Origin of the sequence: Rhodopseudomonas pentothenatexigens (assembly GCF_900218015.1) — a bacterium.
Classification (GTDB): Bacteria; Pseudomonadota; Alphaproteobacteria; order Rhizobiales; family Xanthobacteraceae; genus Rhodopseudomonas; species Rhodopseudomonas pentothenatexigens.
Genome location: NZ_UFQQ01000014.1, coordinates 52,170 through 76,649, shown reverse-complemented (window position 1 = coordinate 76,649; position 24,480 = coordinate 52,170). Strand labels below are relative to the sequence as shown.

Here is a 24,480-nt window from a genome sequence, read left to right as displayed (position 1 = left end):
CATTGCGACTACTTAAGCATGCCGGACGGCAAAGAAAAAGTATCGCGACACCGCCCCAAGTGGCCGGCATCGATAACAGTTATGCGCCTGGTGAGATAGGTCACGCCCGGCCCGAGCGCCAGCGTCAAGCAATCACGACGGCAAAATCAAGATCAGGAGCGCTGCGCCGCGGCCGGATAGTTCGGTTGAAACGCCGCCGCGCTGCGACTCGGTGCAGCCGCAGATCGAGCCTGAGGCTCGACCAGCATCAGGATCGCGGTGCCGAGAAACAGCAGAAGTTCGGTGGCGTGCAGCCGCATCGCTTCCGGCTCGGCGACCTGCGAGGCCATCACCATGCTGGCGAACGAGATCACGCTGCCCAGCGTCAGCGCGAACGCCAGCGCCTCGTTGCAGCCGCCCGACAGACGAATCGACGGCCGCGTCAGCAGGGCGGAAAACACCAGCAGGAAGCCGGCGACCGTCACCTTGGCCAGCGCCAGCAGCCAGGCCATCCGAACCGTCGCCATTGCGCTGAGATGCAGATGATCGCTGATAAAGATCGCCACGGAGATGTTGGGCCGGTCGTAAAGCGCATGGATCGGCGAGACGAACAGCCGATACGCCACGATCAGCCAGGTCGGCGCGATATAGGCCGCGAGCAGAACTCCGTTCGCCGAGCTGATCCGCCAATCCGTCTTCATCGCCGTGCCCCATCACCCAGCGCGCCGAATCCAATGGCGTGCCTGCCAAAGCTAACCCCAGGTTAACGACAACCGGCAACGGAAACGCTTTGTTAACCTTAACGACCGTTTCCTGCTGTGGATGACGCAGCGGTCCGCGACTTCGGCATCATTCGGCACGAAATTTGCGTTGGCGTGCGCGTGAAGGTGGTGGAGCCGATGACCTTACAGACATGGGAAGGGACGACGACGAGGGACAGCGCTTCGCGCAGTCGCACCGGCTCGCCGCCGTCCCTGCGCAGCCGCCGCCGGACCACGTTCGCGACGATCGCTCAGGGCCTTCGGCGCAGCGGAAGTGTCCCGGATGGAACCGATATCAGCACCGCCGCCGTCCACAGGGCAGAAGGTTGTAAGCAGGCGCTGTTGCCGCGATCGCGACCCACTGTTAGAAAATTACCAAGCGAAGCGACGTTCCGGCTGCCGGGGCCCTCGCCGCGTCGTTTGTGCAGTGCGGGCGCGATCTTCCCAGCGGTGCCGTTCGCGTTGCAATCGACGGTCTTTCGAGTTCCGATCTTTCGAGTCCTCTGACGACGGCAGCGCATGGACTATTTCGCCCAGCAGCTCATCAACGGCCTCGTGCTCGGCTCGATCTACGGCCTGATCGCGATCGGCTACACGATGGTCTACGGCATCGTCGGCATGATCAATTTCGCCCATGGCGACATCTTCATGATCGGCGGCTTCATCGCCCTCATCAGCTTCCTGATCCTGGTGTCGTTCGGCCTCACCTTCGTGCCGCTGATCCTGCTGGTGGTGCTGTTGGTGTCGATGGCGATCACCGCGCTGTACGGCTGGACGGTCGAACGCATCGCCTATCGCCCCTTGCGGCATTCGTTCCGCCTCGCCCCGATGCTGTCGGCGATCGGCATGTCGTTCGTGCTGATGAACTACGCCCAGGTGTCGCAGGGCGCCCGCGTCAAGCCGGTGCCGCCGATCATCACCGGCGGCTACACTCTGCACGAGAGCGCCGACGGCTTCAACGTCCAGCTCTCCAACGTCCAGATCCTGGTGGTGGTCACGACGGTCATTCTGCTCGGCATCTTCACCTGGCTGGTGGCGAAGACAAGGCTCGGTCGCGACATGCGGGCCTGCGAGCAGGACCAAACCATGGCGGCGCTGCTCGGCGTCGACGTCGACCGCACCATCTCGATGACCTTCGTGATCGGCGCCGCGCTCGCCTCGGTCGCGGGCATGATGTACCTGCTGTATTACGGGCTGGTCGACTTCTTCATGGGATTCATCGCCGGCATCAAGGCGTTCACTGCGGCCGTGCTCGGCGGCATCGGCTCGCTGCCCGGCGCGATGCTCGGCGGCCTGCTGATCGGCCTGATCGAGACCTTCTGGTCGGCGTATTTCTCGGTCGAGTACAAGGACGTCGCGGCGTTCTCGATCCTGATCATCGTGCTGATCTTCATGCCGACCGGCCTGCTCGGCCGGCCGGAAGTCGAAAAAGTCTGAGCGGGCGACGACGTGGCAAAACCCGCGCACGCCGCCGTGACCTCCGCCGCCACCGCCGAGATCGGTGCGGCGTTCATCTTCAAGAAAGCCCTGATCAGCGCCCTGGTGGCGCTGGTTTTGTTTTCGCTGATGATCGGAGTCCGCACCGAAGCCGGCCCCGAGGGCGGCCTGATCTATTGGACGCGGTTCGGCGACCTCGCCGGAATGGTCGGCGGCGTATTCGTCGGCTCGATCGTGGTCGAGCTGCTGCGGATGTGGTGGGGACCGGTCGACACCGCGAAGATGATGCCGGCGGGCGCGCGCAAGACGCTCGGCCTCGCCGGCCGCATCGTCGGCCCGGCGCTGCTGATCTTCACCGTGCTGGTGCCGGTGATCTTCTACAATCAGCGCTACATTCTCGACCTCGGCATCCTGGTGCTGACCTATGTGATGCTCGGCTGGGGACTGAACATCGTGGTCGGCCTCGCCGGCCTGCTCGACCTCGGCTACGTCGCGTTCTACGCGGTCGGCGCCTATTCCTACGCGCTGCTCGCCACCAATTTCGGACTGTCGTTCTGGATCTGCCTGCCGCTCGCCGGCATCCTCGCGGCGTTCTGGGGCGTGCTGCTCGGCTTTCCGGTGCTGCGGCTGCGCGGCGACTATCTCGCCATCGTCACGCTCGCGTTCGGCGAGATCATCCGTCTCGTCATCATCAACTGGCAGGATCTCACCGGCGGCCCGAACGGTATCAGCGGCATTCCGCGTCCGACCGTGTTCGGCATTCCGCTGACGCCGGGACCGAACGGGTTGGCGGCGCAGCTCGGCATCCCGTTCTCGCCGACCCATCGGCTGGTGTTCCTGTTCTACCTGATCCTGATCCTGGCGCTGATCACCAACTGGGCCACGATCCGGCTGCGCCGGCTGCCGATCGGCCGCGCCTGGGAAGCGCTGCGCGAGGACGAAGTCGCCTGCCGCGCGCTCGGCATCAACACCACCACCACCAAGCTCACCGCCTTCGCCACCGGCGCGATGTTCGGCGGCTTCGCCGGCGCGTTCTTCGCGACGAGGCAGGGTTTCATCTCGCCGGAATCCTTCACCTTCCAGGAATCGGCGCTGGTGCTGGCGATCGTCGTGCTCGGCGGCATGGGCTCGCAGCTCGGCGTCGCGCTCGCCGCGGTGGCGCTGATCGGCGGCTTCGAGCTGTTCCGCGGCCTCGATCAGTTCCGCATGCTGGTGTTCGGCATGGCGATGGTGCTGCTGATGATCTGGCGGCCGCGCGGGCTGATCGGCCACCGCGCGCCGACCGTGTATCTGCAGCACAAGCAGGCGATCTCGTCCGACCTCGTCAAGGAAGGCCACGGATGAGCGGCGCACCCGAAATCCTCCAGGTCGACCGCCTGACCATGCAATTCGGCGGCATCATCGCCGTCAACGAGCTGAGCTTCACCGCGCAGCAGGGCCGGATCACCGCGCTGATCGGCCCGAACGGCGCCGGCAAGACCACGGTGTTCAACTGCATCACCGGCTTCTACAAGCCGACCGCCGGGCGGATCAGCCTCGCCCATGGCGACGGCTCGAATTATCGGCTCGACCGGCTCGGCGACTTTCGCATCACCAAGATCGCCAAGGTCGCACGCACCTTCCAGAACATTCGGCTGTTTCCCGGCATGACCGCGCTGGAGAACCTGATGGTGGCGCAGCACAACACGCTGATGCGCGCCTCCGGCCTGACCTTTCTCGGCCTGTTCGGCGCGCCGTCCTGGCGCGCGGCGGAGAAGCAGGCGATCGACCGCGCCCGGTTCTGGCTCGACCAGATCGGGCTGCTGGCACGGGCCGACGATGCCGCCGGCAACCTGCCCTACGGCGATCAGCGCCGGCTGGAGATCGCGCGGGCGATGTGCACCGAGCCGGTGCTGCTGTGCCTCGACGAGCCGGCCGCCGGACTGAACGCGCGCGAGAGCGCCAGCCTCGGCGAACTGTTGCTGTCGATCCGCGACGACCGCGGCACCTCGATCCTGCTGATCGAACACGACATGAGCGTGGTGATGGAAATCTCCGACCACGTCGTCGTGCTCGATTACGGCGTCAAGATCGCCGACGGCACGCCGGCCGAGATCCGCGACGACCCCCGCGTGATCGCCGCCTATCTGGGCGTCGAGGACGAAGAAGTCGAAGCCGTCGAGCAGGAGCTCGGGCTGTGAGGTCGATGCTATATAGTCCGTCGTCATGCCCGGGCTTGACCCGGCCATCCACGGAAGCCAGCACGGCCTCGCCTGTGGCCGTGGATGGCCGGGTCAAGCCCGGCCATGACGAAGGTAAGCGTGGCGAGGCCGCGCGATGACAAACACCTCGTCCGCCCCCCTGCTCCGCATCGAAAACCTCCGCGCCGCCTACGGCAAGATCGAGGCGCTGAAGGGCGTCGATCTCGCTATCGGCTCCGGCGAGATCGTGGCGCTGATCGGCGCCAACGGCGCCGGCAAGTCGACGCTGATGATGTCGATCTTCGGCAAGCCACGCGCCAAGGCCGGCCGCATCGTGTTCGACGGCGTCGACATCACCGCGACCCCGACCCACCAGATCGCGCGGATGAGCATCGCGCAATCGCCGGAGGGCCGCCGCATCTTCCCGCGGATGAGCGTCGCCGAAAATCTGCAGATGGGCGCCGACGCCGGCCACGGCAGCGACGACGAGCGCGCCGCCACGCTGGAGCGGGTACTGACGCTGTTCCCGCGGCTGCGCGCACGCTTCAGCCAACGCGGCGGAACGCTGTCCGGCGGCGAACAGCAGATGCTGGCGATCGGCCGCGCGCTGATGAGCCGGCCGCGGCTGCTGCTGCTCGACGAGCCGTCGCTCGGCCTCGCGCCGCTGATCACCCGGCAGATCTTCGAGGCGATCCGCACCCTCAACAGACAGGACGGCCTGACGGTCCTGATCGTCGAGCAGAACGCCAATCACGCGCTGAAGCTGGCGCATCGCGGCTACGTGCTGGTCAACGGGCTGATCACCATGAGTGGCTCCGGTGCCGACTTACTGGCGCGCCCCGAGGTGCGAGCCGCTTACCTCGAAGGCGGCCGCAAGGTGTGAGGTCATCCTCGCCGATCACGCCGCCCCTGCGGCAGACTGCGGCAATCGGTGCCGGCACCGCCGTATTTTGTCGATGACTTGTTTCGAAAATCGGCCAACAATGCCGCCGGTTTTCGCGCTTCGGACGATCCGCGGCGCCGCGTTTCGTGTGCAAATCCATCGCAAGGATCAATCGATGACATTCAAGCTTCTCGGTTTGGCAATCGGCGCCTCCCTGGCGCTCTCGTCCGCCGCGCTGGCCCAGGATCTCAAGGTTTCGGTCGCGGGTCCGATGACCGGCGCCGAATCCGCGTTCGGCCGTCAGCTCAAGAATGGCGCCGAACAGGCGGTGGTCGACCTCAACGCCAAGGGCGGCCTGCTCGGCAAGAAGCTGGTGCTGGACGTCGAGGACGACGCCTGCGATCCCAAGCAGGCCCGCTCGGTCGCCGAGAAGATCGCCGGCGACGGCATCCCGTTCGTCGCCGGGCATTTTTGCTCGTCGTCGTCGATCCCGGCGTCGGAAGCCTACGCCGACGGCAACGTGCTGCAGATCACCCCGGCCTCGACCAACCCGCTGTTCACCGAGCGCAAGCTGTGGAACGTGCTGCGCGTCTGCGGCCGCGACGATCAGCAGGGCCTGGTCGCCGCCGAGTACATCGCCAAGAATTTCAAGGGCAAGAACGTCGCGATCCTCAACGACAAGACCACCTACGGCAAGGGGCTCGCCGACGAGACCAAGAAGGCGCTCAACAAGGCCGGCTTCAAGGAGAAGATGTTCGAGTCCTACAACAAGGGCGACAACGACTTCAATTCGATCGTGTCGCGGCTGAAGCGCGACGGCATCGATCTGGTGTACATCGGCGGCTATCACCGCGAGGCCGGCCTGATCCTGCGCCAGATGCGCGACCAGGGCCTCAGCACGGTGATGATGGCCGGCGACGCGATGAACGACAAGGAATTCGCCTCGATCACCGGTCCGCTCGCGGAAGGCACGCTGTTCACCTTCGGCCCCGACCCCCGCAACAAGCCGACCGCCAAGCAGATCGTCGAAACCTTCAAGGGTAAGGGCATCGATCCGGAAGGCTACACGCTGTACACCTACGCGGCGTTCCAGGTGTGGTCGCAGGCGGTCGAAAAGGCGAAGTCGACCGACCCGAAGAAGGTGATCGACACCATCAAGGCCGGCGAGTGGGACACCGTGCTCGGCAAGATGGCGTTCGACGCCAAGGGCGACATCAAGGCGATCGACTACGTCGTCTACAAATGGGACGCCAAGGGCAGCTACGCGGAGATCAATCCTTAAGCTAATCGAGGGGGTGTGAGGCGAAGTCCTCACATCCCTGACAGCGTCATGCGCGGGCTTGACCCGCGCATCCATCCGCAAACAAAGAAGCCCACGCCGCATCGCCTTTCGCGAAGATGATGGATTGCCGGGTCGAGCCGGGCATTGACGTGGTTGGTAAGTAGACCCGTCCCCCAAGGCAAACGTCATGCGCGGGCCTGCCCCGCGCATCCATCAACGAACGATTTCGTCGTAAAGATCATCCCAGTCTGGATTGCCGCGGACGATCAGGTCGATCTTCCATTCGCGCGGCCAGTGTTTGATGTTCTTCTCGCGCTGAATGGCGGCAATGATGCTGTCGTGCGCTTCGAAATAGACGAGACGCTTGACCCCGTATTTGCGGGTAAAGCCTTCGACTTGCCCTTCACGATGCTCAAAGGTGCGGCGGACGAGATCGTTGGTCACGCCGACATACAGCGTGCCACCCGGAGCACTGGCAAGGATGTACACCCAATAGGCCATGCCGACTCTCCAACGAGAGCCTTCGCTGAACCACTTTATCATCCAAGAGGATGGATTGCCGGGTCAAGCCCGGCAATGACGCCGAGAAAAGATTACCGCTGTCATCCGTTCTCGGCCAAAACCGCGATCACTTGCACAGCGTCATGCGCGGGCTCGACCCGCGCATCCATCCGAGCGCGAACGCGCTTACACAAAGGAATTGCAAGGGTGATGGACTCCGGTGCGAGCCCAGCGATGATGAGTGGTTTGGGTCCGATGCCCGGCAGCGACCAGGACGCCTACCCGATATTCCCCAACGCCGGGAAGGTGTTCAGCAGCCAGATGCTGACGTCGCTGATCGCGCCGGTGAGGAAGCCGATGCCGGTGAGGACCATCAGCACGCCCATCGCGCGCTCGACGGTGGCGAGGTGTTTCTTCATGCGGGCGAACAGACCGGAGAACTGTTCGACCATCAGCGCGGCGAGCAGGAACGGGACGCCGAGGCCGAGCGAATACACCGCCAGCAGGCCGGCTCCCTTGGCCACCGTCGCTTCGGCGGCAGCCACAGACAGGATCGCGGCCAGGATCGGACCGATGCACGGCGTCCAGCCGAACGCGAACGCCAGCCCCATCACGTAGGCGCCCCACAGCCCGACCGGCTTCGGGATCGGCAGCCGCCCTTCCCGCATCAGGATGTTGATCCGCGTCAGGCCCAAAAAGTGCAGGCCCATCAGGATGATGACGATGCCGGCGACGATTGCGAGTTCCGCCGACCAGGCGCGGATCAGTCCGCCGACCAGGCTGGCGCTGGCGCCGAGCGCGACGAACACGGTGGAGAAGCCGAGCACGAACATCGCCGCCGAGATCATCACCGCACGCTTCGACGTGCGCTCGGTTTCGTCGGCGGCGACGTGCTCGATGGTCGCCCCGGTCAGATAGATCAGGTACGGCGGCACCAGCGGCAATACGCAGGGCGACAGAAAGCTGACCAGACCGGCGATCAGGGCGGCGGGGATCGAGACGTCGTGGATCATGGCCGGCTACATGCACCCGCGCTTCGCACAGGCGCAAGCCGCTGAATCAAGGTTCCGCGCCTTGTGATCGCGGCGTGAGGGATTGCTTCGACCAATTGTTTATGCCGACAGTGTTTCCCCTTCAGCCACCGCCACATGGGTCCATTTTGCGCAACCTGATCACCGATGTCGCCGGCGTCCGCGTCGGCCATGCCCACGACGACAAGCTCGCCTCCGGCGTCACCGCCATCCTGTTCGACAAGCCGGCGGTCGCCTCGATCGACGTCCGCGGCGGCGGTCCCGGAATTCGCGACGGCGTTCTGCTGGAGCCGGTCAACACCGTCGAGCAGGTCGACGGCTTCACGCTGTCGGGCGGCTCGGCGTTCGGGCTCGATGCCGGCGGTGGCGCGCAGGCCTGGCTCGCCGAGCGCGGACGCGGCTTCGCGATCGGCGACGCCACGATCCCGATCGTGCCGGGTGCGGTGGTGTTCGACATGATCAACGGCGGCGACAAGGCCTGGGGCCGGTTCTCGCCGTATCGTGACCTCGGCTACGCCGCGGCGGACGCCGCCGGCGACAGCTTCGCGCTCGGCAGCGTCGGCGCCGGCCTCGGCGCCACCACCGCGACGCTCAAAGGCGGTCTCGGTTCGGCCTCGGCGACGACGCCGGCCGGGGTCACCGTCGGCGCCATCGCGGTGGTCAACGCGATCGGCAGCGCCACGATCGGCGACGGCCCGTGGTTCTGGTCGGCGCCGTTCGAAACGGGCGACGAATTCGGCGGGCTCGGGATGCCGAGCAGCTTCACGCCCGACATGCTGCAGGTGCGGCTGAAAGGCGCGGCAGCAGCGAGCGCGATCGAGAACACCACGCTGGTCGCGGTGGTGACCGATGCTGCGCTCACCAAGACCCAGGTCAAGCGGCTGGCGATGCTGGCGCAGACCGGGTTCGCCCGCGCGATCTATCCGGTGCACGCGCCGCTCGACGGCGACGTGGTGTTCGCCGCGGCGACCGGGGTCAAGCCGGTCGAACCGCTCGCCGGCCTCACCGAACTCGGCACCATTGCGGCCAACGCGGTGGCGCGGGCGATCGCACGCGGCGTCTATGAGGCCACTGCACTGCCGTTCAAGGACGCGCAGCCGGCGTGGCGCGATCGGTTCAGGCGCTGACCGACAGCGACGAGCCCGAAGCCGCCTGGATCAGCGAGGCCTGGCGCTGGATCAGCTGCTCGACGAAATTGTAGGACGAGGTCGCGCCGCTCGACGACGAGCCGGTCGCCGCCGAGGTCATCGTCACCTTGGTGCCGTCCGCATAGCTGATCGAAGTGGTCACGCTGCCGTCCGAATTGGCCGCACTGGTCGAGGACGAGCCGGACAACGCTTGCAGCAACGGATCGCTCGAACCGCCGCCGCGGCCGGACTTGCGGGCTTCCTCGCTGCTACGATCGTGTTGCTTGCGCGGCATCAACGCCGAAGCCAGTTCCTCGGCGGTGACCGAACCGTCGCCGTCACTGTCGAGCTTGGAGAACACCTTGTCGGCGTTCTCGAGGTTGGTACCGCCGGCGCCGAGCGCTTCTTCGAACTCACCCTTGGTGATGGCGCCGTTGCCGTCGCCGTCGATCTGCTTGAACAGATCCTGCAGCGCGGCCTCGCGGCTCTTGGATGCGGTCGCACTGGAGCTGGTCGATTGCCGGCTTTGGGCATCGAGCAGCGCCTGCATCGTCTGCGTCGACAACCCGCTGGACGGAAACGCGCCGCTGCCGCTGGAGGGCAGGCCCGGGAACGACGACGTGCTCGCGCTACTGCTCGAGCTCTCGAACGGATTGGTGAAGCCGGTGCCCTTCGTCGAGGATTTCGACGTCGCCGCGCTGAGCGTGTTGAGCAGTCCGGACAGCGCGCCGAGCGCACCAAGGGCAGGCAGCATCACAGAAACTCCGCATTACACCGCTGGCCGCGGCCGGCAACTTCGCACGGATCATTCCGAGCTTTGCTGCAGCAATCGCCGTGCCAGCCTCGAAATGCCCGAAAATGCTGGGTTTTCGGTTTTCGGCACCGCCACCGGGCCGGCATTTTCTGCCCTCTCCGGCACAACCTGCCGGGCGCGTTCGGCCGATGTTGCGCTCTCGATTTGCGAGGAACCGGCGCGGCGTGGTAGCGAAGCCGATCCAATCACACGCACCCGGAAGCCCCGATGTCCTCCTTCGCGCACCGTCCGCTCGCCATCGCGCCCTCGATCCTCGCGTCGGATTTTTCCAAGCTCGGCGAAGAGGTCCGCGCGGTCGATACCGCCGGCTGCGACTGGATCCATCTCGACGTGATGGACGGCCATTTCGTGCCGAACATTTCCTACGGCCCGGACGTGATCAAGGCGATGCGGCCGCACACCAAGAAGATCTTCGACGCCCATCTGATGATCGCGCCGTGCGATCCGTATCTCGAAGCCTTCGCCAAGGCGGGCTGCGACCACATCACCGTGCACGCCGAAGCCGGCCCGCATCTGCACCGCTCGCTGCAGGCGATCCGCGGCCTCGGCAAGAAGGCCGGCGTCTCGCTCAATCCGGGCACGCATCCGAGCGCGATCGAATACGTGCTCGACGACATCGATCTGGTGCTGGTGATGTCGGTGAACCCCGGCTTCGGCGGCCAGGCGTTCATCCCGAGCGCAGTTCAGAAGATCCGCCAGATCCGCGCCATGGTCGGCGACCGCCCGATCGACATCGAAGTCGACGGCGGCGTCTCCGACAAGGTCGCCGGCGAACTCGCCGCCGCGGGCGCGAATGCGTTCGTGGCCGGCAGCGCGGTGTTCAAGGGCGGCACGCTGGAGGCTTACAAGGCGAATATCGCGGGGATCAGGAATGCGGCGATGAGCGCGCGGGGGGAAGTAGTTTAAAAGGAGCGTACACTTTCGGACATTTCCCTCCTCATTAGCCGATAGACGTCAGCTTTGTTCAGTAACCCGAGTAACGGATTCAAGCATATTTCATTAGGCTGCGCGCAAGATGTCCTACTCTTGGATCGCATCTTTCTTCACAGCAATGCGCAACACGGACTGGACGGCCCTTCATATTAAGAGTCGTCCAGAGGCGAGAAAATTCAACTGGGATGGCACGAGCATTAGCGACCACCTCAGTGAAGCCGATTGGAAGTCTCTCGACCAAGAGATTACCGAGCAACTTAAGCTGAAGAATGATCGAGGTGTAGCAATCACGTTTGCCTCGATGCTCGAAGATCGGCTACGATGGCTTATTGAGACCCAATTTATCGAGAACCTTTCTGAGAAACGAAAGGCAAGCCTGTTCAAGGGACAAGGACCGCTATCGACTTTTTCGGCAAAGACCGAAGTTGCTTTCGCTCTAGGCCTGGTGAAACCAGAAGTTCGAGATCAACTGATCATTATTGCGCAAATTCGGAACAAGTTTGCTCACGGCTTTAAAAGCGTTCGATTTACGGACACCAACATTAGCGAGCTCTGCAAAAGACTCAAAACATTCGATCCCCCCTCTTCCGAGGCAAAGGCCGACTTGCGCGAAGTATACGGATTGGCCTGCCTTGTATGCATGGTAGCCCTGTTTGCTACTGGGCAATTGGCATTGGCATCTCGTGGAGTCGCTCCATTCGGTGAGCAGTCAAGCAAGTAGCCGGCATAAACGAAGGGATATGCAGAGCTGACGCCACTTTCCGGACGTTGCTGCGCTCATCTGGCTGCCCTCGGCAATATCAACGCCGTCATTGCCGGGCTTGCCCCCAGCAATCCATCATTCTCCGCAATATAGCACGCTTGCGCGCGATGGATGCGCGGGTCGAGCCCGCGCACGACGGGAGTGAGTTTGGCAGCCACTGCGCCACATAATCCGTCCTCCCTTGCAGCTGCTACACCCTCTCGTTCGTCATTCCGGGCGCGCCAACGGGTCCGGCCTCCGGCCGGCCCGATGAAAGGCTCCGCGCGAGCCCGGAATGACGCGGTGAGAAGCGGGGACCGCCCAATCGCGGGATTCGAGTTTCGCGCAGCCGGGCCGCAAGCCCCGCGGCTCGGCGCCCCCCGCCCGTCCCACTCCCTCCCCGTCCCTAGCCCCTGCCCCGCCGATCTGCTAAAGCGCGGCGTAATCCCCAAAACCCACGAGTTTGCGATGATCCCGCGTTATACCCGTCCGGAAATGGCTGCCATTTGGGAGCCGCTGACCCGCTTCAAGATCTGGTTCGAGATCGAGGCCCATGCCTCCGACGCGCAGGCTGCGCTTGGCGTGATCCCGAAGGAGGCCGCCGAAGCGATCTGGAAGGGCGGCAAGGACGCCGCGTTCGACGTGGCGCGGATCGACGAGATCGAGCGCGAGGTCAAGCACGACGTCATCGCCTTCCTGACCCATCTGGCCGAATTCGTCGGGCCGATGTCGCGGTTCGTGCACCAGGGCATGACCTCGTCGGACGTGCTCGACACCTGCTTCAACGTCCAGCTCACCCGCGCCGCCGACATCCTGCTGGCCGACCTCGACCGCGTGCTGGCGGCGCTGAAGGCCCGCGCCTTCGAGCATCGGATGACGCCGTCGATCGGCCGCTCGCACGGTATCCACGCCGAGCCGGTGACGTTCGGCCTGAAGATGGCCTACGCCTATGCCGAATTCTCGCGCGCCAAAGAACGCCTGATCGCCGCCCGCAAGGAGGTCGCGACTTGCGCGATCTCCGGCTCGGTCGGCACCTTCGCGCATATCGATCCGCGGGTCGAAGAGCACGTCGCCAAAGCGATGGGCCTCGCGGTCGAACCGGTGTCGACCCAGGTGATCCCGCGCGACCGCCACGCGATGTTCTTCGCGGTGCTCGGCGTGATCGCCTCGTCGATGGAGCGGCTCGCCACCGAGATCCGCCATCTGCAGCGCACCGAAGTGCTCGAGGCCGAGGAGTATTTCTCGGAAGGCCAGAAGGGCTCCTCGTCGATGCCGCACAAGCGCAACCCGGTGCTGACCGAGAACCTCACCGGCCTCGCCCGCATGGTCCGCGCCTATGTGATGCCGGCGATGGAGAACGTGGTGCTGTGGCACGAGCGCGATATCTCGCACTCCTCGGCCGAGCGGATGCTGGCGCCCGACGCCACCGTGACGCTGGACTTCGCGCTCAACCGCCTCGCCGGCGTGATCGAGAAGCTGGTGGTGTATCCGGAGAACATGACCAAAAACCTCGACCGCCTCGGCGGCCTGGTGCATTCGCAGCGGCTGCTCACCGCGCTGACCCAGAAGGGCTGCTCGCGCGAGGAGAGCTACAAGCTGGTCCAGCGCAACGCGATGCCGGTGTGGCGCGGCGAAGGCGACTTCCTGTCGCTGCTGAAGAACGACCCGGACATGAAGAAGTACATGACCGACGCCGAAATCGAAGAGCAGTTCGACCTCGGCTATCACCACAAGCACGTCGACACCATCTTCAAGCGGGTGTTCGGCGAGAGCTGATAATCGCCACCGAAACGGCGTAGCGCAAAAAAGCCCCCGGTTCGCGGGGGCTTTTTCATGGCTGCGGCAAGCCCGATCCGTACGAAACCGGCCGCCGGCTCGAGCGCGGAGCTTGGGTTCAGACTCACCACAAATCATGCCCGGCCTTGTGCCGGGTATCCACGTCTTCAGACCGATGTGCAAGAAAGGCGTGGATGGCCGGGACAAGGCCCGGCCATGACGAAGATCACCAAAGAGCTGCCGCTCAGGCCGCCTTGGCAAAGTGCTGGGCGAGGCCGGCGAACAGGCCGCGGCCGTCGGTGCAGCCCATGATGGCTTCGACGTGGTTTTCCGGATGCGGCATCATGCCGAGCACGTTGCCGCGCTCGGAGACGATGCCGGCGATCGAGGCGGCGGCGCCGTTGATGTTTGAGCTCTCGCCGATCTCGCCTTCCGGCGAGCAGTAGCGATACAGCACCCGGCCGTCGCCCTCGAGCCGCTTCACGGTGTCTTCGTCGGCTTCGTAATTGCCCTCGCCGTGCGCCACCGGCACCTTGATCACCTGGCCGGCGGTGTAGCCGCGGGTGAACGGAGTGTCGTTGCGTTCGACGCGCAGATGCACGTCACGGCAGATGAATTTCAGCCGCGCGTTGCGCATCAGCACGCCCGGCAGCAGGCCGGATTCGCACAGGATCTGGAAGCCGTTGCAGACGCCGAGCACCAAGCCGCCATCGGCGGCGAACTTGCGCACCGCGTCCATCACCGGCGCCCGCGCCGCGATCGCGCCGCAGCGCAAGTAATCGCCATAGGAGAAGCCGCCGGGGACGACGACGAGGTCGGTGCCCTTCGGCAGCTCGGTTTCGGCGTGCCACACCATCGCGGCATCGTTGCCGGAGGCGAGCTTCAGCGCGCGCGCCATGTCGCGCTCGCGATTGATGCCGGGGAAGACGAGGACGGCGGATTTCATGCAATTTCCGATTTCGCGTAGAGCGGGCCTGGGACGATCTCGTCCACTGCTATTTGTCAGGTCGACATCGTCGGTGCGTCATTCAGTTCGAGACGGCGCTCAATGTGTTCGAGCCGGTCATCGTAGCGGCCGAGAATTGCGTACACGTTCTGGACGTCCTGTTGCATGGAAATCAAATAGCCACGCATCGCGTTCATTTCGGACTTCAGGTCATCGACCTTGTGGTCGACTTTGTCCAATCGCTGCTGAACCTGCTTCAGCACCTCGAAAATCAACTCATTGCTCACGTCAGCCATGACCTGATCCTCTGAACTTCGACTTAGCCCAGCACCTCGACGCGATAATTCTCGATCACGGTGTTGGCCAGCAGCTTGTCGGCGGCATCCTTGAGGGCGGCTTCGGCCTTGGCCTTGTCGGCGGCGCCGTCGAGCTCGATGTCGAACACCTTGCCCTGGCGCACGCTGGCGATGCCGGCGACGCCGAGCGACTTCAGCGCGCCCTCGATCGCCTTGCCCTGCGGATCCAGGATGCCGTTCTTCAAGGTAACAGTTACCCGTGCCTTCATGGTCGCCTCGATGATCCCCTCGTCATGCCGGGCGCAAGCCTCGCCCCATCCGTCATTCCGGGGCGCTCGCACAGCGAGCGAGCCCGGAATCTCGATCGCTCTATCACTTCTGAATTCCGGGTTCGCCGCTGCGCGGCGCCCCGGAATGACGTCGATGGCGTGCTCAGCGCGCCCGAACGACGTCAGCCCTTCACCAGCACCGGGCCGGAGCCGATCGGGCGCTCGTTTTCCATCAGGATGCCGAGCCGCTTGGCGACTTCGGTGTAGGCCTCCAGCAGGCCGCCGAGGTCGCGGCGGAAGCGGTCCTTGTCGAGCTTCTCGTTCGACTTGATGTCCCACAGCCGGCACGAATCCGGCGAGATCTCGTCGGCCACGATGATACGCATCATCTCGGCCTCGAACAGCCGGCCGCACTCCATCTTGAAGTCGACCAGGCGGATGCCGATGCCGAGGAACAGGCCGGTGAGGAAATCATTGACGCGGATCGCCAGCGCCATGATGTCGTCGATCTCCTGCGGCGTCGCCCAGCCGAACGCGGTGATGTGCTCTTCCGAGACCATCGGGTCGTTGAGCTGGTCGTTCTTGTAGTAGAACTCGATGATCGAACGCGGCAGCTGGGTGCCCTCTTCGATCCCGAGCCGCTGCGACAGGCTGCCGGCGGCGACGTTGCGCACCACCACCTCGAGCGGCACGATCTCGACCTCGCGGATCAGCTGCTCGCGCATGTTCAGCCGGCGGATGAAATGGGTCGGCACCCCGATGTCGTTGAGGTGCTGAAACAGGTACTCGGAGATCCGGTTGTTGAGGACGCCCTTGCCCTCGATCACCTGATGCTTCTTGGCATTGAACGCGGTGGCGTCGTCCTTGAAGTGCTGAATCAGCGTTCCGGGTTCCGGACCTTCATACAGCACCTTGGCCTTGCCTTCGTAAATGCGACGTCGCCGGCTCATGGGGATGTACCGTGTTTTGTTGAAATCCATCGGGTGGTGGGCTCCGTCTGACGAAAGCGGCCCACGGCGGAGCTGCCGAACAGGCCAGGAATAGGAAACAGAACGAGAACCCAGCCTCGCTGCAACCTAGCTGATTGGCCCCCCCGATACAATCGATCCGGCCGGGTGGCCCGGGAGTTTTACCCCTCGCTGTGCGCCATTGTGGCAGTTGTCTTAACGGGCGGCTCTGGATATCTAGGCATCGAACCCGCCCACCGCAAACCGGCCGCTCTGCCGGATCAAGATCGGAACATCAGACATGACCACGTTCGACAAGCGCGAGGAAGGCTTCGAGAGGAAGTTCGCGCTCGACGAGGAGCAGAAGTTCAAGGCCGAGGCGCGCCGCGACAAGCTGCTCGGCCTCTGGGTCGCCGACAAGCTCGGCCTGTCCGGCGACGCCGCCGCCGCCTACGCCAAAGAGGTGGTGATCGCCGACCTGGAAGAGGCCGGCGACGACGACGTGGTGCGCAAGGTCACCAAGGACCTCACCGACAAGGGCATCAACCTGCCGGAGACCGAACTGCGCGCCAAGATGGCCGAGTTCTATGCCCAAGCGGTGCAAGAGGTGAAGGCCGGAACCTGAGGTTCCCCCTAGCCGCCACCGCGGCCACCTGATTGCTTGATCGAATTTCAAATGCCCGGGCCTGTCCCGGGCATTCGTGTTTTCGGCGCCGGGCGCCGGGCCAAGCACGGCCGATGGTGTCCCGCTCTGCGACAGCCGGCCCAGCTCGGATTAACGTTCGGCACGCAGACGGAACAAAGCGGCGACGAATCGCTGCGAATCGGCGCTGCCGGCCCGGCTGGCCCTGCAGCTTGTGCGTCCGAATTCCGGCTCCCACCAAGGCTGGAACCCACCCCTTACCCAGGGCCGATGAAACGGCGCGGAAGAGTTAACATCCCGGATCGAAACCATCTGGACGCGGCGCGCGAGCGCGGCGGCGCGACAGCGGCCCTGCAGTCGCCCGCCGGTAGCCCGCACGAGCGCGGCGGATGCAGCCCCACCCAAAGACCACATCCGGATCTGGCGCCGCTCGTCCGGCTGCGCTGGGTCGCGATGTCCACGGCTTGCCGGCGGCCCAATTTCTAGGTATATATTCTTATAATAGTTTCATGCCACGCTTTGACTGGAGCCCAACATGCCCTTCCCGGTTTTTCGCTCCCCCATTCGTGTGATCGCCTCCTCCATCGACCGGCCGGTTCTGGCGACGCTGGACGACGGGCCGCCGCCGGTCCCGGGCGGCCGCCCGAAAGGCTGCAAGCGGCTGCACACCAATGCCAAGGTCGCCCATGTGCGCCGTCTGATCGAACAGACCTCGTTCACCTACAAGGAGATCGAGGCGAAGACCGGCGTCAGCGCCGGCACCGTCGGGCGCTGGACGCGCGAGTTCAACTGGACGCGTCACCCATTGGCGCCGCGCGCCAGCGACACCGTGCCGACCGAGCGCGCCGGCCGCCGGCTGAAGCTGCGGATGCTCAGCGGCAAACTGCAGCAGCTCGCCGAGCGCTACGCCGACGAGCTGTGGCGGGCGCCGTCGGTCGATCTCAACCGGCTGATCGAGGCCATGGAGGTGCTGAAAATGGCGCGGCTCACCCAGAAAGGTCGCGGCCGCCCCGGCAAACCCGGCCCGGCGCCCCGCACAGAAGAGGACTGGCTCGACCGCGAGCCCGCGATCCGCAAAGCCTTGACCGACATGCGTCACAACGGCGTCTTCACCACCTGCATCCCCGCCGAAGCCATGGCGCTGCTGGACGACGCCTACACCCCGCCGAAGCGCGAGGTGGTGCGGCGGGGGCCGAGGAGGAGGAAGTAGGCGGGGCAATCAGCGGCGGATTCGCCGGTGAAAACTCGCAGTCGCCACAGCATCACCCTCCCCCTTGCGGGGAGGGTCGATCGGCGAAGCGCAGCGAAGCCGGTCGGGGTGGGGGTGCCGCGAGTCACAGCGCCCGTCGTGCCTGCACCCGGCCCGGCGGCGAGAAGACCTGGCCCGGAAGAGATCTCCGGCTCCGTGAACCTGTTCGGTGAGGCGAGCAGGATGTCTTGATCGCGACCGAGCAGACGGTAGCAATCGAAGACTCGCGTAGTCAGCGTGGCGAATGGCAGCTCAATCATCCGCCCTTCAGTTCACCCCGGGGACACAATATACTTCGCTATTGCGCCCCCCGTTCACGCCGCCACTACGCTGATCCGCGCCGCCGCGCGCGAGCGCGGCTTTTTGCGGATGACGATCTCGACGTCCTGATCGAGCGCGTTGAGCAACGTCATCAGCCGCTCGACCGAAAAGCCTTCCAGTTTGTAGTTGCGCAGGGCCGAAACCTTGGGCTGGTTGATCCCGAGCCGCGCGGCAGCGGCGGCTTGGCTCAGGCGAGCGCGATCGATCACCACGTTCAAAGCGTAGGCGAGCCTGAGCTTGGTCTGCCTCTCCTCCGCGTCGGCCATGCCCAGGTCCGCAAACACATTGCCGCTGCCGCGGGTGATCTCGGCTGCCGCGCTCCTGCCGATGCTCTTCCTCGCCATGACCAACCTTCATCGTGATGTTGAGCAGTCCTGAGCCGCCGAGCCATGAATTGACCTTCACCGCACGCAGTCGGGGTCGGCAGCCATGCTATATGGATCGGTTGCCGATCGCAGCCATTACTTCCCCGCAAACAACCCGTTCAGCTCTGCGCCCTTGGTCGCCCCGGCGAACGCCGTGAACGTGCCCTGCTCGGCGATCTCGCGCGCGGCGCCAAGGAAGCCGGCCCAGCCGCAGCGCGCCAGCGAGCCGCCGACGCTGATGCGGCGGACGCCGAGGTCGGCGAGCATCGGCACCGTCATGCTCGGCTGCGCGATCAGCACGTTGAGGGGCTTCGGCGCCACCGCCTTCACCAGCGTGGTGATCTCGGCCTCGGTAGTGATGCCCGGCGCGTACAGGCAATCGGCGCCGGCCTCGGCGAACGCCACCAGCCGCGCGGTGGTCTTTTTGAGATCGCGCTCGCCCTTGAAGAAACCCTCGCAGCGCGCCACCAGCACGACGTCCTCAGCCGACGCGTCGATCGCCACCCGGGCCGCCTTGATCCGCTCGGCGGCGAGCACATCGTCGTAGAACGGCTGCGCCGGATCGGAGGTGGTGTTCTCGATCGACAGTCCGGCGATGCCGGTGGCAATCGCGCGTGTCACATTGGCGGCAACGCCCTCCGGGCTATCGGCAAAGCCGTTCTCGAAATCGGCATTGACCGGCAGATCGACCGCCGCGCATAGCGTGGTCAGATGCGCCAGCACGTCGTCGCAGCTCACCTGATTGTCCGCACGTCCCGCCGACCACGCAAAGCCGGCACTGGTCGAGGCCAGCGCCTGAAACCCGAGCGACGCCAGCGCCCGCGCCGAGCCGACATCCCACGGATTCGGCAGCACGAAACAGCCGGTCTCGTGCAGCTTGCGAAACGTGGCGCGCTTGGCGGCGGTGCTGATCATCGGCGATCTCCCTGTGATGGTGGCTGTTGTTGGCGGGACGCTAGCACGGGGCCGACCGCGGCGTCGAAGCCGCCGATGACAGCCGAAGTGTCCCACCCTGCGACAGCCGCCACCGCACACCTTAACGTTCCGAACGCAGCCGGAACAAAGCGGCGACGAATCACAGCGAATCGGGCCGGGCGGGAAGCGGCGCCCTGCATGTCGCGCAGAGGCCAGCGCCACCACACCAGGGATGGACCTGCGTCAGCGCTGGACGAAGGCAGCGAAGGCAAAGAACGTTAACGGCGGGACACCGCCAAGCACGCCCGCTGCTCCGGACAGCAGACCGAAGAGGCGGCCCTACAGACCATCCCCAATCGCAATCGAATAGAGGGCGTACTGGACCGAAGGTAACATATATGTTACCCTTGGTTATGCTGGACATTCGCTACTATTCGGCGGATCGGGAAAGCCCATTCGCGGATTGGCTCGACGGGCTCGACGTCATGGCAGCCGCCAAGGTGACGACCGCCGTGGCGCGGCTGTCCCTCGGCAACCTCTCCAACGTCAAGTCGGTCGGCGAAGGCGTCCTCGAAACCAAGATCGATTTCGGGCCGGGCTATCGGATCTATTTCGGGCGTGACGGCGATACGTTGGTCATTCTGCTTTGCGGTGGCACCAAGAAGCGACAACGCAGCGATATCGCGCGAGCCACCGTGTATTGGCGCGACTACAAGCAGAACAAGAAGCGGCGGTCAGGACTGAGCAATGGCTAATACGAAGAGCTTCAAAGAGTTGGTGCAGAACCGCGTCGCGAAGGACCCGGCATTCGCCGACGCCCTGTTGCGCGAAGCGATCGAGGTGATGCTCAAGGGCGATATCGAGACCGGAAAAGCCGTCCTGCGCGACTACATCAAGGCCACCGTCGGCTTCGAACAACTCGGCGCCGCGACTGATCTGCCGCCCAAAAGCCTGATCCGGATGTTCGGCCCCAGCGGCAACCCGCAGGCGAAGAACCTGTTCAGCGTGATCGGCTATCTGCAGGATCGCGCGGGGTTGGAGCTGAAGGTGAGCAAGGCACGGCGGGCTTGAGCCGACTGCGTCGAACCGCTGATGCGGAGACAACGCCCATGAGCGAACAAAGGTTCGATAGCGTCTGGGATGCGTTGGAAGATTTTCCTGCAGACGCCGCCAACATGAAGGCGTCGATCGGCACTGATCATCGCGATCCGCGAAGTAGTCGACGATTGGAAGCTCGCGCAAGCCGAAGCAGCCAAACGCCTCGGCGTGACGCTGCCGCGGATGAATGATCTGCTCCGCGGACGGATCGACAAATTCAGCCTCGACGCCCTGATGCTGCTGGCGACGGCGGCGCGGCCGACAGTGGAATGGCGCGTGGTGAAGCCAGCGGCGTGACAAATAATTGCGGACGGTAGCCTGCATGAGCGAAGCGATATGCAGGAGATACCAAACGTCCCGGGTATCGCTGCGCTCACCCGGGCTACGCTCGCTGAGACGGATGAAAGCAGTCATCAGCCCTCCCTCAAACGGCAATTTGCTTCACTATTGTGCCCGATGGGCTCCGAGCGTCACTTTTTGCAAGGCCACGCCCGACTGAATGCCTCCGAAGTTAACAGAGCAGCTGTCTTATGACGCACACCAGGGTGATCGTTCAAAAAGACGCAAAGAACATCGGTAGCCTGAACGATAGTAACGTTGTTCGGCATACAGTACTCCATCATTCCTACTATTATCGCAGCAAGCTTCTTCGCTGCCCGCTCTTCACGTATTGTGACTTCCGACATGCTGTAAGCCACCGTTCCGGCGTCAACAAGTGCGCGAGCAGCGAAACCAGTCACATACCCTTTGACAAACGTCTTGTCGGCAGTACAAGCCGAAAACAGAAGATTACCTGTAATGTCAGCACGTGCTGCGGACGGAACGCTAAGCAATACTAGCAAGGCGAAAGCGCAGGCCATAGAGGAACGCGAGAGTGAATCTTGGTCTCTCATATTATTTCTCTCATAACGATCTGCGCCTGAAACGTAAGCTATAAAGGCAGAAGCAACGCCGAAGCGACGCACGCATTCAAACAGCGCAATCACAAGAAGCATGTGGACGGCAACCTAGTGCGCTACAGAGCCTTCCCCAATGCGCAGATATTCGAGCGCATTTTTACGCTAATCGGCTATTTTGACACCATAGAAATATGCTCGGCCTCCGCTATCCGACGCTAAGGATCTCCAACTCCTGCGCCCCCTTCCCCACAACGTCGCCGACGCTCTTGCCCATCAGCAGCCGTGCGACCGGTGACACGAATGAAATCGTGCCCTGCTTCGGATCGGCTTCGTCTTCGCCGACGATGCGGTAGGTTTGGACGCGGCCGTCGGCGCGGCGGAAGGTGACGGTGGAGCCGAACGCGATCTCGTCGGCCGAGGGCGGATCGGGCATCACCTGTGCGCTACGCACCCGAGCTGCGTAGTAACGGGCGTCGCGCAGCGGGATGGCTTCGGCGCGGCGGCGTTCGTTGACGTCCTCGATCGCACCAGCAGCTTCGAGCGCGGCGCGCGCCTCGGCTAACTGCGCCTCCAGCGCCGCCAAGCCCGCTGTGGTGACGAGGTTCGGATGCGGCGAGATCGGACGATCCGGCAGCACGGTCTCCGAGGCGGTCTCGGCACTGTCTTCCTTGGTGAAAGCGACGCTCAAGTTGAACTCCATTGACGGTCGCCGGAGGGTGACCTGGCGCAACGACACAGCGCTCCTCAATCAAGAGGGGCGGACCAATTCGGCAAACTCCCACCAGTGGATCTTGTTCGACATCCAATTCCAATCCGCCATCGGCGAGGTCGATGGCAGCACATAGATCGATGTCGTTCCGATGCACTCCTCATACCGCCCGAGGCCGACCCTGCGGCCGAGGAACCGCTTCGCAGCTTCCAGACTGGTGAAGGCGAGAAAGTCGGGACGGTTCTCTTCGATCTTATGTCTGAGAACCACCCGATGTTCCGGCCGCGGCCGGACCTCATGATCGCTTCCGGCCACATCCTTGCACAGGTCCGTCAGGCCGATGCCGTATGTCGTCACCTCGCGAAACTCGTGCGGCGCCAGCTTTCGATCCGTGAGGCCCGTCTCGCTGAGGACGCTCCAGAACTTGTTCCGGCCGTGCGCATAATAGCTTTGCGCTTTCTCCGACGCACGGCCGGCGGCGGTGCCGCAGAACACCACTCTGAGCCCGCGCTGCAGAACATCAGGCAAGATGACCTTGGGCAAGCTCTCCAGACCTTGCTGGCGCGCCTCCACTCAGTTCGCCCGCGTCCAGGTCGAAGATTTGCAGATCAGGCCGCCCATCGCGCAGCCCTGGGTGGTCAGCGTGCCGCCGGAGAGATTCATCTTGCCGGTGTAGGTCTTGCCGTCCTCGGGATTGAAGGCGCTGCCGGCCCAGGCGTTCGGCCCGGTGGGCTTCATGTCGAAGAACACCTTCTGGCCGACCTTGGCGGGAGTCTCGACGCCCGGCTTGATCCACACCAGCGTGCCGCAGACCGCGCCGCCGCACGGCGCGAACTTGACCTTGGAGGCGCCGGTATCGCGCAGCCAGGTGCCGGCGACGTCGTCGGCCCGCGCGCCTGCAGTCGCTGCGATCGCGGCCAGCAGGCCGAGGCCGGTGAGCCATCCCGCGCGGCGCATTGTCAGTGTCGTGGTCATGTCCCCTCCCGCTTCCTTGCAATGCGGCGAGCCGCCGCTTGGCACGAAGCGAATCTCAGCCGGGGCGTGAAGTCAATCAGGCGCGCGCCAGCGCCGTCTCCAGCCGCGCCAGCACCGCGGCGATGTCGGCGGTGATCTCGGCCGCCTCGATCCACACCACCCGATAGTCGCGCTCTGCCAGCCACTCTTTACGCGCGGCGCGGTCGTTCGCGACCATCTCGCCCTCTCCCGGATGGATCAGTTCGATCGCGACGCGGCGGGTGAAGGACACGAAATCCGGGATGTGACGGCCGACCGGGGTCTGGCGCTTGAAGTTACCGGCAAAGCGGCGGTCGGTGCGCAGCTTCTCCCACAACAGCCGCTCGGCGTCGGTGGGATTGCGGCGCAGCAGCCGCGCCAGCCCGCGCAGCGAGCCGCCCTCGGCCTCCGCGCCGCCGGCCGCGCGTTCGGCGAGCAGCGCGCGCAGCCGCGTCGCCTGCTCGCCGTCGAGCACGCCGCCCTTGGCCGGGCCCTTGCGGCCGTCGGCGATCGCCATCACCACGCCGTGCAGCGTGTGCATGTCCTGCTTGCTCGGCTCCATCCGGGTGAAGATGTTGCGCAGGTTCACCAGCATGGTGTCGCGCTTCTCCGGCGGGCGGAGGAATTCGACGCGGTCGAGCTCGGCGACCAGATTGGAAAAGAACGCGTCGATCTGATGCTGCGAGGCGCGCGGGGAGCGCTCCGGCATCTCGTAGGGCAGCGCGTTGTGGGTAGCGTGCTTGAACCACTCGTAGCCCATCAGCAGCACCGCCTGGGCCAGGTTCAGCGAGGCGAACGCCGGGTTGACCGGGAAGGTGACGATGCGGTTGGCGAGCGCGACCTCGTCGTTCTCCAGCCCATGGCGCTCGCGGCCGAACAGGATACCGGTGGTACCGCCGGAGGCGGTCTCGGCGACGATCTCTTGCGCAGCGGCTTCCGGCCCGCGCACCGGCTTGGCCTGGTCGTGGGCACGCGCGGTGGTGGCGAACAACAGCGTACAGTCCTTCACCGCCTCGGCGACGCTGTCGAAAAGCTCGACCGCGTTCAGGATGTGGTCGGCGCCGGCGGCCGAGCGCTGGGCGGCGATGTTCGGCCAGCCGTCGCGCGGCTTCACCAGCCGCAGCCGGGTCAGCCCGAAATTGCCCATCGCGCGCGCGCACATTCCGATGTTCTCGCCCAATTGGGGCTCGACCAGAATCACCACCGGGCCGTCGAGCGCGGCCGGGGGCTTGGATCGGACGGTGCCGGAACCGGACATGGGCATGATCTTTCAAAACGGGCGGCCTCGGAGTGATCCGAGGCCGCGCCGGAGGAAATGGGGAAAGCCGCGGCGGGCGGGCCGGACGCCGGCGGCCGCCGCGCCCTTCCGTTGCCAAGGCGGCGG

The 24,480-nt window shown here is 64.7% G+C and carries 29 protein-coding genes; 14 read left to right on the top strand and 15 right to left on the bottom strand.

Annotated features, from left to right (window positions below):
* Positions 1 to 152 precede the first annotated feature (152 nt).
* A complete protein-coding gene (locus DWA33_RS14775) occupies positions 153 to 680 on the bottom strand; it encodes a hypothetical protein (protein WP_114358832.1) in 528 nt (175 codons plus the stop codon).
* A 579-nt stretch (positions 681 to 1,259) separates the two neighbouring features.
* Between DWA33_RS14775 and DWA33_RS14770 the strand changes: the two genes are divergently transcribed.
* The 5 genes from DWA33_RS14770 (at position 1,260) to DWA33_RS14750 (ending at position 6,522) form a co-directional block, all read left to right on the top strand.
* Positions 1,260 to 2,177, top strand: coding sequence for an ABC transporter permease subunit (locus tag DWA33_RS14770; protein ID WP_114358831.1), 918 nt, complete (start codon positions 1,260 to 1,262; stop codon positions 2,175 to 2,177).
* A gap of 12 nt (positions 2,178 to 2,189) precedes the next feature.
* Positions 2,190 to 3,521 carry a high-affinity branched-chain amino acid ABC transporter permease LivM gene (gene livM / locus DWA33_RS14765; protein WP_114358830.1) on the top strand — a complete coding sequence of 444 codons (1,332 nt, stop codon included), beginning with the start codon at positions 2,190 to 2,192 and terminating at the stop codon, positions 3,519 to 3,521.
* Positions 3,518 to 4,357 carry an ABC transporter ATP-binding protein gene (locus tag DWA33_RS14760; protein ID WP_114358829.1) on the top strand — a complete coding sequence of 280 codons (840 nt, stop codon included), beginning with the start codon at positions 3,518 to 3,520 and terminating at the stop codon, positions 4,355 to 4,357. The genes livM and DWA33_RS14760 overlap by 4 nt, the downstream gene beginning before the upstream one ends.
* A 136-nt stretch (positions 4,358 to 4,493) precedes the next feature.
* A complete protein-coding gene (locus DWA33_RS14755; protein WP_114358828.1) occupies positions 4,494 to 5,240 on the top strand; it encodes an ABC transporter ATP-binding protein in 747 nt (248 codons plus the stop codon).
* Between the two features lie 175 nt (positions 5,241 to 5,415).
* Positions 5,416 to 6,522 carry a branched-chain amino acid ABC transporter substrate-binding protein gene (locus tag DWA33_RS14750; protein ID WP_114358906.1) on the top strand — a complete coding sequence of 369 codons (1,107 nt, stop codon included), beginning with the start codon at positions 5,416 to 5,418 and terminating at the stop codon, positions 6,520 to 6,522.
* A 213-nt stretch (positions 6,523 to 6,735) separates the two neighbouring features.
* Here DWA33_RS14750 and DWA33_RS14745 read toward each other — a convergent pair whose 3' ends face one another.
* Together DWA33_RS14745 and DWA33_RS14740 are read right to left on the bottom strand one after the other, a co-directional pair.
* Complete coding sequence (locus tag DWA33_RS14745) at positions 6,736 to 7,023, bottom strand: GIY-YIG nuclease family protein (protein WP_114358827.1); 288 nt, start codon at positions 7,021 to 7,023, stop codon at positions 6,736 to 6,738.
* 278 nt (positions 7,024 to 7,301) lie between these two features.
* A complete protein-coding gene (locus tag DWA33_RS14740) occupies positions 7,302 to 8,036 on the bottom strand; it encodes a cytochrome c biogenesis CcdA family protein (protein ID WP_114358826.1) in 735 nt (244 codons plus the stop codon).
* 146 nt (positions 8,037 to 8,182) lie between these two features.
* Here DWA33_RS14740 and DWA33_RS14735 point away from each other — a divergent pair, with 146 nt between their 5' ends.
* Positions 8,183 to 9,181, top strand: coding sequence for a P1 family peptidase (locus tag DWA33_RS14735; RefSeq protein WP_114358825.1), 999 nt, complete (start codon positions 8,183 to 8,185; stop codon positions 9,179 to 9,181).
* Here the strand turns inward: DWA33_RS14735 and DWA33_RS14730 are convergent.
* Complete coding sequence (locus DWA33_RS14730) at positions 9,171 to 9,935, bottom strand: EF-hand domain-containing protein (protein WP_114358824.1); 765 nt, start codon at positions 9,933 to 9,935, stop codon at positions 9,171 to 9,173. The two genes, DWA33_RS14735 and DWA33_RS14730, sit on opposite strands and share 11 nt — an antisense overlap.
* Before the next feature lie 267 nt (positions 9,936 to 10,202).
* On the opposite strand from DWA33_RS14730, the gene rpe reads away from it, so the two are divergent.
* The 3 genes from rpe (at position 10,203) to purB (ending at position 13,446) form a co-directional block, all read left to right on the top strand.
* Entirely contained in the window at positions 10,203 to 10,901 is a 699-nt protein-coding gene (gene rpe / locus DWA33_RS14725) for a ribulose-phosphate 3-epimerase (RefSeq protein WP_114358823.1), read from the top strand.
* A gap of 109 nt (positions 10,902 to 11,010) precedes the next feature.
* Positions 11,011 to 11,649: an MltR family transcriptional regulator gene (locus DWA33_RS14720; RefSeq protein ID WP_114358822.1), complete on the top strand. Its 639-nt coding sequence runs from the start codon at positions 11,011 to 11,013 to the stop codon at positions 11,647 to 11,649.
* A 489-nt stretch (positions 11,650 to 12,138) separates the two neighbouring features.
* Complete coding sequence (gene purB, locus DWA33_RS14715; protein ID WP_114358821.1) at positions 12,139 to 13,446, top strand: adenylosuccinate lyase; 1,308 nt, start codon at positions 12,139 to 12,141, stop codon at positions 13,444 to 13,446.
* Between the two features lie 244 nt (positions 13,447 to 13,690).
* On the opposite strand, the gene purQ is transcribed toward purB, so the two are convergent.
* The 4 genes from purQ to purC form a co-directional block, all read right to left on the bottom strand.
* Positions 13,691 to 14,392 (bottom strand): phosphoribosylformylglycinamidine synthase subunit PurQ, encoded by a 702-nt coding sequence (gene purQ / locus DWA33_RS14710; RefSeq protein WP_114358820.1) that lies wholly within the window; start codon positions 14,390 to 14,392, stop codon positions 13,691 to 13,693.
* 56 nt (positions 14,393 to 14,448) lie between these two features.
* Positions 14,449 to 14,688 (bottom strand): hypothetical protein, encoded by a 240-nt coding sequence (locus DWA33_RS14705; protein ID WP_114358819.1) that lies wholly within the window; start codon positions 14,686 to 14,688, stop codon positions 14,449 to 14,451.
* A 23-nt stretch (positions 14,689 to 14,711) separates the two neighbouring features.
* Positions 14,712 to 14,957, bottom strand: a complete 246-nt coding sequence (purS, locus tag DWA33_RS14700) for a phosphoribosylformylglycinamidine synthase subunit PurS (protein WP_011159358.1) — start codon at positions 14,955 to 14,957, stop codon at positions 14,712 to 14,714.
* Positions 14,958 to 15,139: 182 nt separating this feature from the next.
* Positions 15,140 to 15,907, bottom strand: coding sequence for a phosphoribosylaminoimidazolesuccinocarboxamide synthase (purC, locus tag DWA33_RS14695; RefSeq protein ID WP_181902418.1), 768 nt, complete (start codon positions 15,905 to 15,907; stop codon positions 15,140 to 15,142).
* 298 nt (positions 15,908 to 16,205) lie between these two features.
* Between purC and DWA33_RS14690 the strand changes: the two genes are divergently transcribed.
* On the top strand, positions 16,206 to 16,529 hold the full coding sequence (locus DWA33_RS14690; RefSeq protein WP_114358818.1) for a DUF1476 domain-containing protein: 324 nt from the start codon (positions 16,206 to 16,208) through the stop codon (positions 16,527 to 16,529).
* 553 nt (positions 16,530 to 17,082) lie between these two features.
* Positions 17,083 to 17,757, top strand: a complete 675-nt coding sequence (locus tag DWA33_RS14685) for a helix-turn-helix domain-containing protein (RefSeq protein WP_114358817.1) — start codon at positions 17,083 to 17,085, stop codon at positions 17,755 to 17,757.
* 353 nt (positions 17,758 to 18,110) lie between these two features.
* On the opposite strand, the gene DWA33_RS14675 is transcribed toward DWA33_RS14685, so the two are convergent.
* Together DWA33_RS14675 and DWA33_RS14670 are read right to left on the bottom strand one after the other, a co-directional pair.
* On the bottom strand, positions 18,111 to 18,461 hold the full coding sequence (locus tag DWA33_RS14675) for a helix-turn-helix domain-containing protein (RefSeq protein ID WP_114358815.1): 351 nt from the start codon (positions 18,459 to 18,461) through the stop codon (positions 18,111 to 18,113).
* A gap of 117 nt (positions 18,462 to 18,578) precedes the next feature.
* On the bottom strand, positions 18,579 to 19,397 hold the full coding sequence (locus DWA33_RS14670) for an isocitrate lyase/PEP mutase family protein (RefSeq protein ID WP_114358814.1): 819 nt from the start codon (positions 19,395 to 19,397) through the stop codon (positions 18,579 to 18,581).
* Between the two features lie 398 nt (positions 19,398 to 19,795).
* Between DWA33_RS14670 and DWA33_RS14665 the strand changes: the two genes are divergently transcribed.
* The 3 genes from DWA33_RS14665 to DWA33_RS14655 all read left to right on the top strand — a co-directional run bounded on the left by DWA33_RS14665 (position 19,796) and on the right by DWA33_RS14655 (position 20,792).
* Entirely contained in the window at positions 19,796 to 20,152 is a 357-nt protein-coding gene (locus tag DWA33_RS14665) for a type II toxin-antitoxin system RelE/ParE family toxin (RefSeq protein WP_244601306.1), read from the top strand.
* The gene (locus DWA33_RS14660) at positions 20,145 to 20,468 is read left to right on the top strand and encodes a transcriptional regulator (protein ID WP_114358812.1); all 324 of its coding nucleotides are present in this window, start codon (positions 20,145 to 20,147) and stop codon (positions 20,466 to 20,468) included. Before DWA33_RS14665 ends, DWA33_RS14660 begins: the two co-directional genes overlap by 8 nt.
* A gap of 123 nt (positions 20,469 to 20,591) precedes the next feature.
* Positions 20,592 to 20,792, top strand: coding sequence for a helix-turn-helix domain-containing protein (locus DWA33_RS14655; protein WP_430707895.1), 201 nt, complete (start codon positions 20,592 to 20,594; stop codon positions 20,790 to 20,792).
* A gap of 173 nt (positions 20,793 to 20,965) precedes the next feature.
* Here DWA33_RS14655 and DWA33_RS24925 read toward each other — a convergent pair whose 3' ends face one another.
* The 5 genes from DWA33_RS24925 to DWA33_RS14635 form a co-directional block, all read right to left on the bottom strand.
* On the bottom strand, positions 20,966 to 21,490 hold the full coding sequence (locus tag DWA33_RS24925) for a Rap1a/Tai family immunity protein (RefSeq protein ID WP_147270249.1): 525 nt from the start codon (positions 21,488 to 21,490) through the stop codon (positions 20,966 to 20,968).
* Between the two features lie 109 nt (positions 21,491 to 21,599).
* Complete coding sequence (gene greA / locus DWA33_RS14650) at positions 21,600 to 22,082, bottom strand: transcription elongation factor GreA (RefSeq protein ID WP_114358905.1); 483 nt, start codon at positions 22,080 to 22,082, stop codon at positions 21,600 to 21,602.
* A 60-nt stretch (positions 22,083 to 22,142) separates the two neighbouring features.
* Positions 22,143 to 22,676 carry a mismatch-specific DNA-glycosylase gene (locus DWA33_RS14645; RefSeq protein ID WP_167443217.1) on the bottom strand — a complete coding sequence of 178 codons (534 nt, stop codon included), beginning with the start codon at positions 22,674 to 22,676 and terminating at the stop codon, positions 22,143 to 22,145.
* Complete coding sequence (locus DWA33_RS14640) at positions 22,677 to 23,078, bottom strand: DUF2147 domain-containing protein (RefSeq protein ID WP_181902417.1); 402 nt, start codon at positions 23,076 to 23,078, stop codon at positions 22,677 to 22,679. It lies immediately after the preceding gene.
* Between the two features lie 76 nt (positions 23,079 to 23,154).
* On the bottom strand, positions 23,155 to 24,354 hold the full coding sequence (locus DWA33_RS14635) for a TrmJ/YjtD family RNA methyltransferase (RefSeq protein WP_114358810.1): 1,200 nt from the start codon (positions 24,352 to 24,354) through the stop codon (positions 23,155 to 23,157).
* Positions 24,355 to 24,480: the final 126 nt, after the last annotated feature.

What these genes read in the sequence shown, in the direction of transcription:
- purB (WP_114358821.1), top strand. Translation starts at nt 12,139, where the DNA reads ATGATCCCGCGTTATACCCGTCCGGAAATGGCTGCCATTTGGGAGCCG.
- DWA33_RS24925 (WP_147270249.1), bottom strand. Translation starts at nt 21,490, where the DNA reads ATGCTTCTTGTGATTGCGCTGTTTGAATGCGTGCGTCGCTTCGGCGTT.
- DWA33_RS14640 (WP_181902417.1), bottom strand. Translation starts at nt 23,078, where the DNA reads ATGACCACGACACTGACAATGCGCCGCGCGGGATGGCTCACCGGCCTC.
- DWA33_RS14770 (WP_114358831.1), top strand. Translation starts at nt 1,260, where the DNA reads ATGGACTATTTCGCCCAGCAGCTCATCAACGGCCTCGTGCTCGGCTCG.
- purC (WP_181902418.1), bottom strand. Translation starts at nt 15,907, where the DNA reads ATGAGCCGGCGACGTCGCATTTACGAAGGCAAGGCCAAGGTGCTGTAT.
- DWA33_RS14755 (WP_114358828.1), top strand. Translation starts at nt 4,494, where the DNA reads ATGACAAACACCTCGTCCGCCCCCCTGCTCCGCATCGAAAACCTCCGC.
- DWA33_RS14760 (WP_114358829.1), top strand. Translation starts at nt 3,518, where the DNA reads ATGAGCGGCGCACCCGAAATCCTCCAGGTCGACCGCCTGACCATGCAA.
- DWA33_RS14690 (WP_114358818.1), top strand. Translation starts at nt 16,206, where the DNA reads ATGACCACGTTCGACAAGCGCGAGGAAGGCTTCGAGAGGAAGTTCGCG.
- DWA33_RS14685 (WP_114358817.1), top strand. Translation starts at nt 17,083, where the DNA reads ATGCCCTTCCCGGTTTTTCGCTCCCCCATTCGTGTGATCGCCTCCTCC.
- DWA33_RS14775 (WP_114358832.1), bottom strand. Translation starts at nt 680, where the DNA reads ATGAAGACGGATTGGCGGATCAGCTCGGCGAACGGAGTTCTGCTCGCG.
- DWA33_RS14705 (WP_114358819.1), bottom strand. Translation starts at nt 14,688, where the DNA reads ATGGCTGACGTGAGCAATGAGTTGATTTTCGAGGTGCTGAAGCAGGTT.
- DWA33_RS14750 (WP_114358906.1), top strand. Translation starts at nt 5,416, where the DNA reads ATGACATTCAAGCTTCTCGGTTTGGCAATCGGCGCCTCCCTGGCGCTC.
- DWA33_RS14670 (WP_114358814.1), bottom strand. Translation starts at nt 19,397, where the DNA reads ATGATCAGCACCGCCGCCAAGCGCGCCACGTTTCGCAAGCTGCACGAG.
- DWA33_RS14665 (WP_244601306.1), top strand. Translation starts at nt 19,796, where the DNA reads ATGTTACCCTTGGTTATGCTGGACATTCGCTACTATTCGGCGGATCGG.
- purS (WP_011159358.1), bottom strand. Translation starts at nt 14,957, where the DNA reads ATGAAGGCACGGGTAACTGTTACCTTGAAGAACGGCATCCTGGATCCG.
- DWA33_RS14660 (WP_114358812.1), top strand. Translation starts at nt 20,145, where the DNA reads ATGGCTAATACGAAGAGCTTCAAAGAGTTGGTGCAGAACCGCGTCGCG.
- DWA33_RS14740 (WP_114358826.1), bottom strand. Translation starts at nt 8,036, where the DNA reads ATGATCCACGACGTCTCGATCCCCGCCGCCCTGATCGCCGGTCTGGTC.
- DWA33_RS14745 (WP_114358827.1), bottom strand. Translation starts at nt 7,023, where the DNA reads ATGGCCTATTGGGTGTACATCCTTGCCAGTGCTCCGGGTGGCACGCTG.
- DWA33_RS14730 (WP_114358824.1), bottom strand. Translation starts at nt 9,935, where the DNA reads ATGCTGCCTGCCCTTGGTGCGCTCGGCGCGCTGTCCGGACTGCTCAAC.
- purQ (WP_114358820.1), bottom strand. Translation starts at nt 14,392, where the DNA reads ATGAAATCCGCCGTCCTCGTCTTCCCCGGCATCAATCGCGAGCGCGAC.
- DWA33_RS14720 (WP_114358822.1), top strand. Translation starts at nt 11,011, where the DNA reads ATGTCCTACTCTTGGATCGCATCTTTCTTCACAGCAATGCGCAACACG.
- DWA33_RS14675 (WP_114358815.1), bottom strand. Translation starts at nt 18,461, where the DNA reads ATGGCGAGGAAGAGCATCGGCAGGAGCGCGGCAGCCGAGATCACCCGC.
- DWA33_RS14635 (WP_114358810.1), bottom strand. Translation starts at nt 24,354, where the DNA reads ATGTCCGGTTCCGGCACCGTCCGATCCAAGCCCCCGGCCGCGCTCGAC.
- rpe (WP_114358823.1), top strand. Translation starts at nt 10,203, where the DNA reads ATGTCCTCCTTCGCGCACCGTCCGCTCGCCATCGCGCCCTCGATCCTC.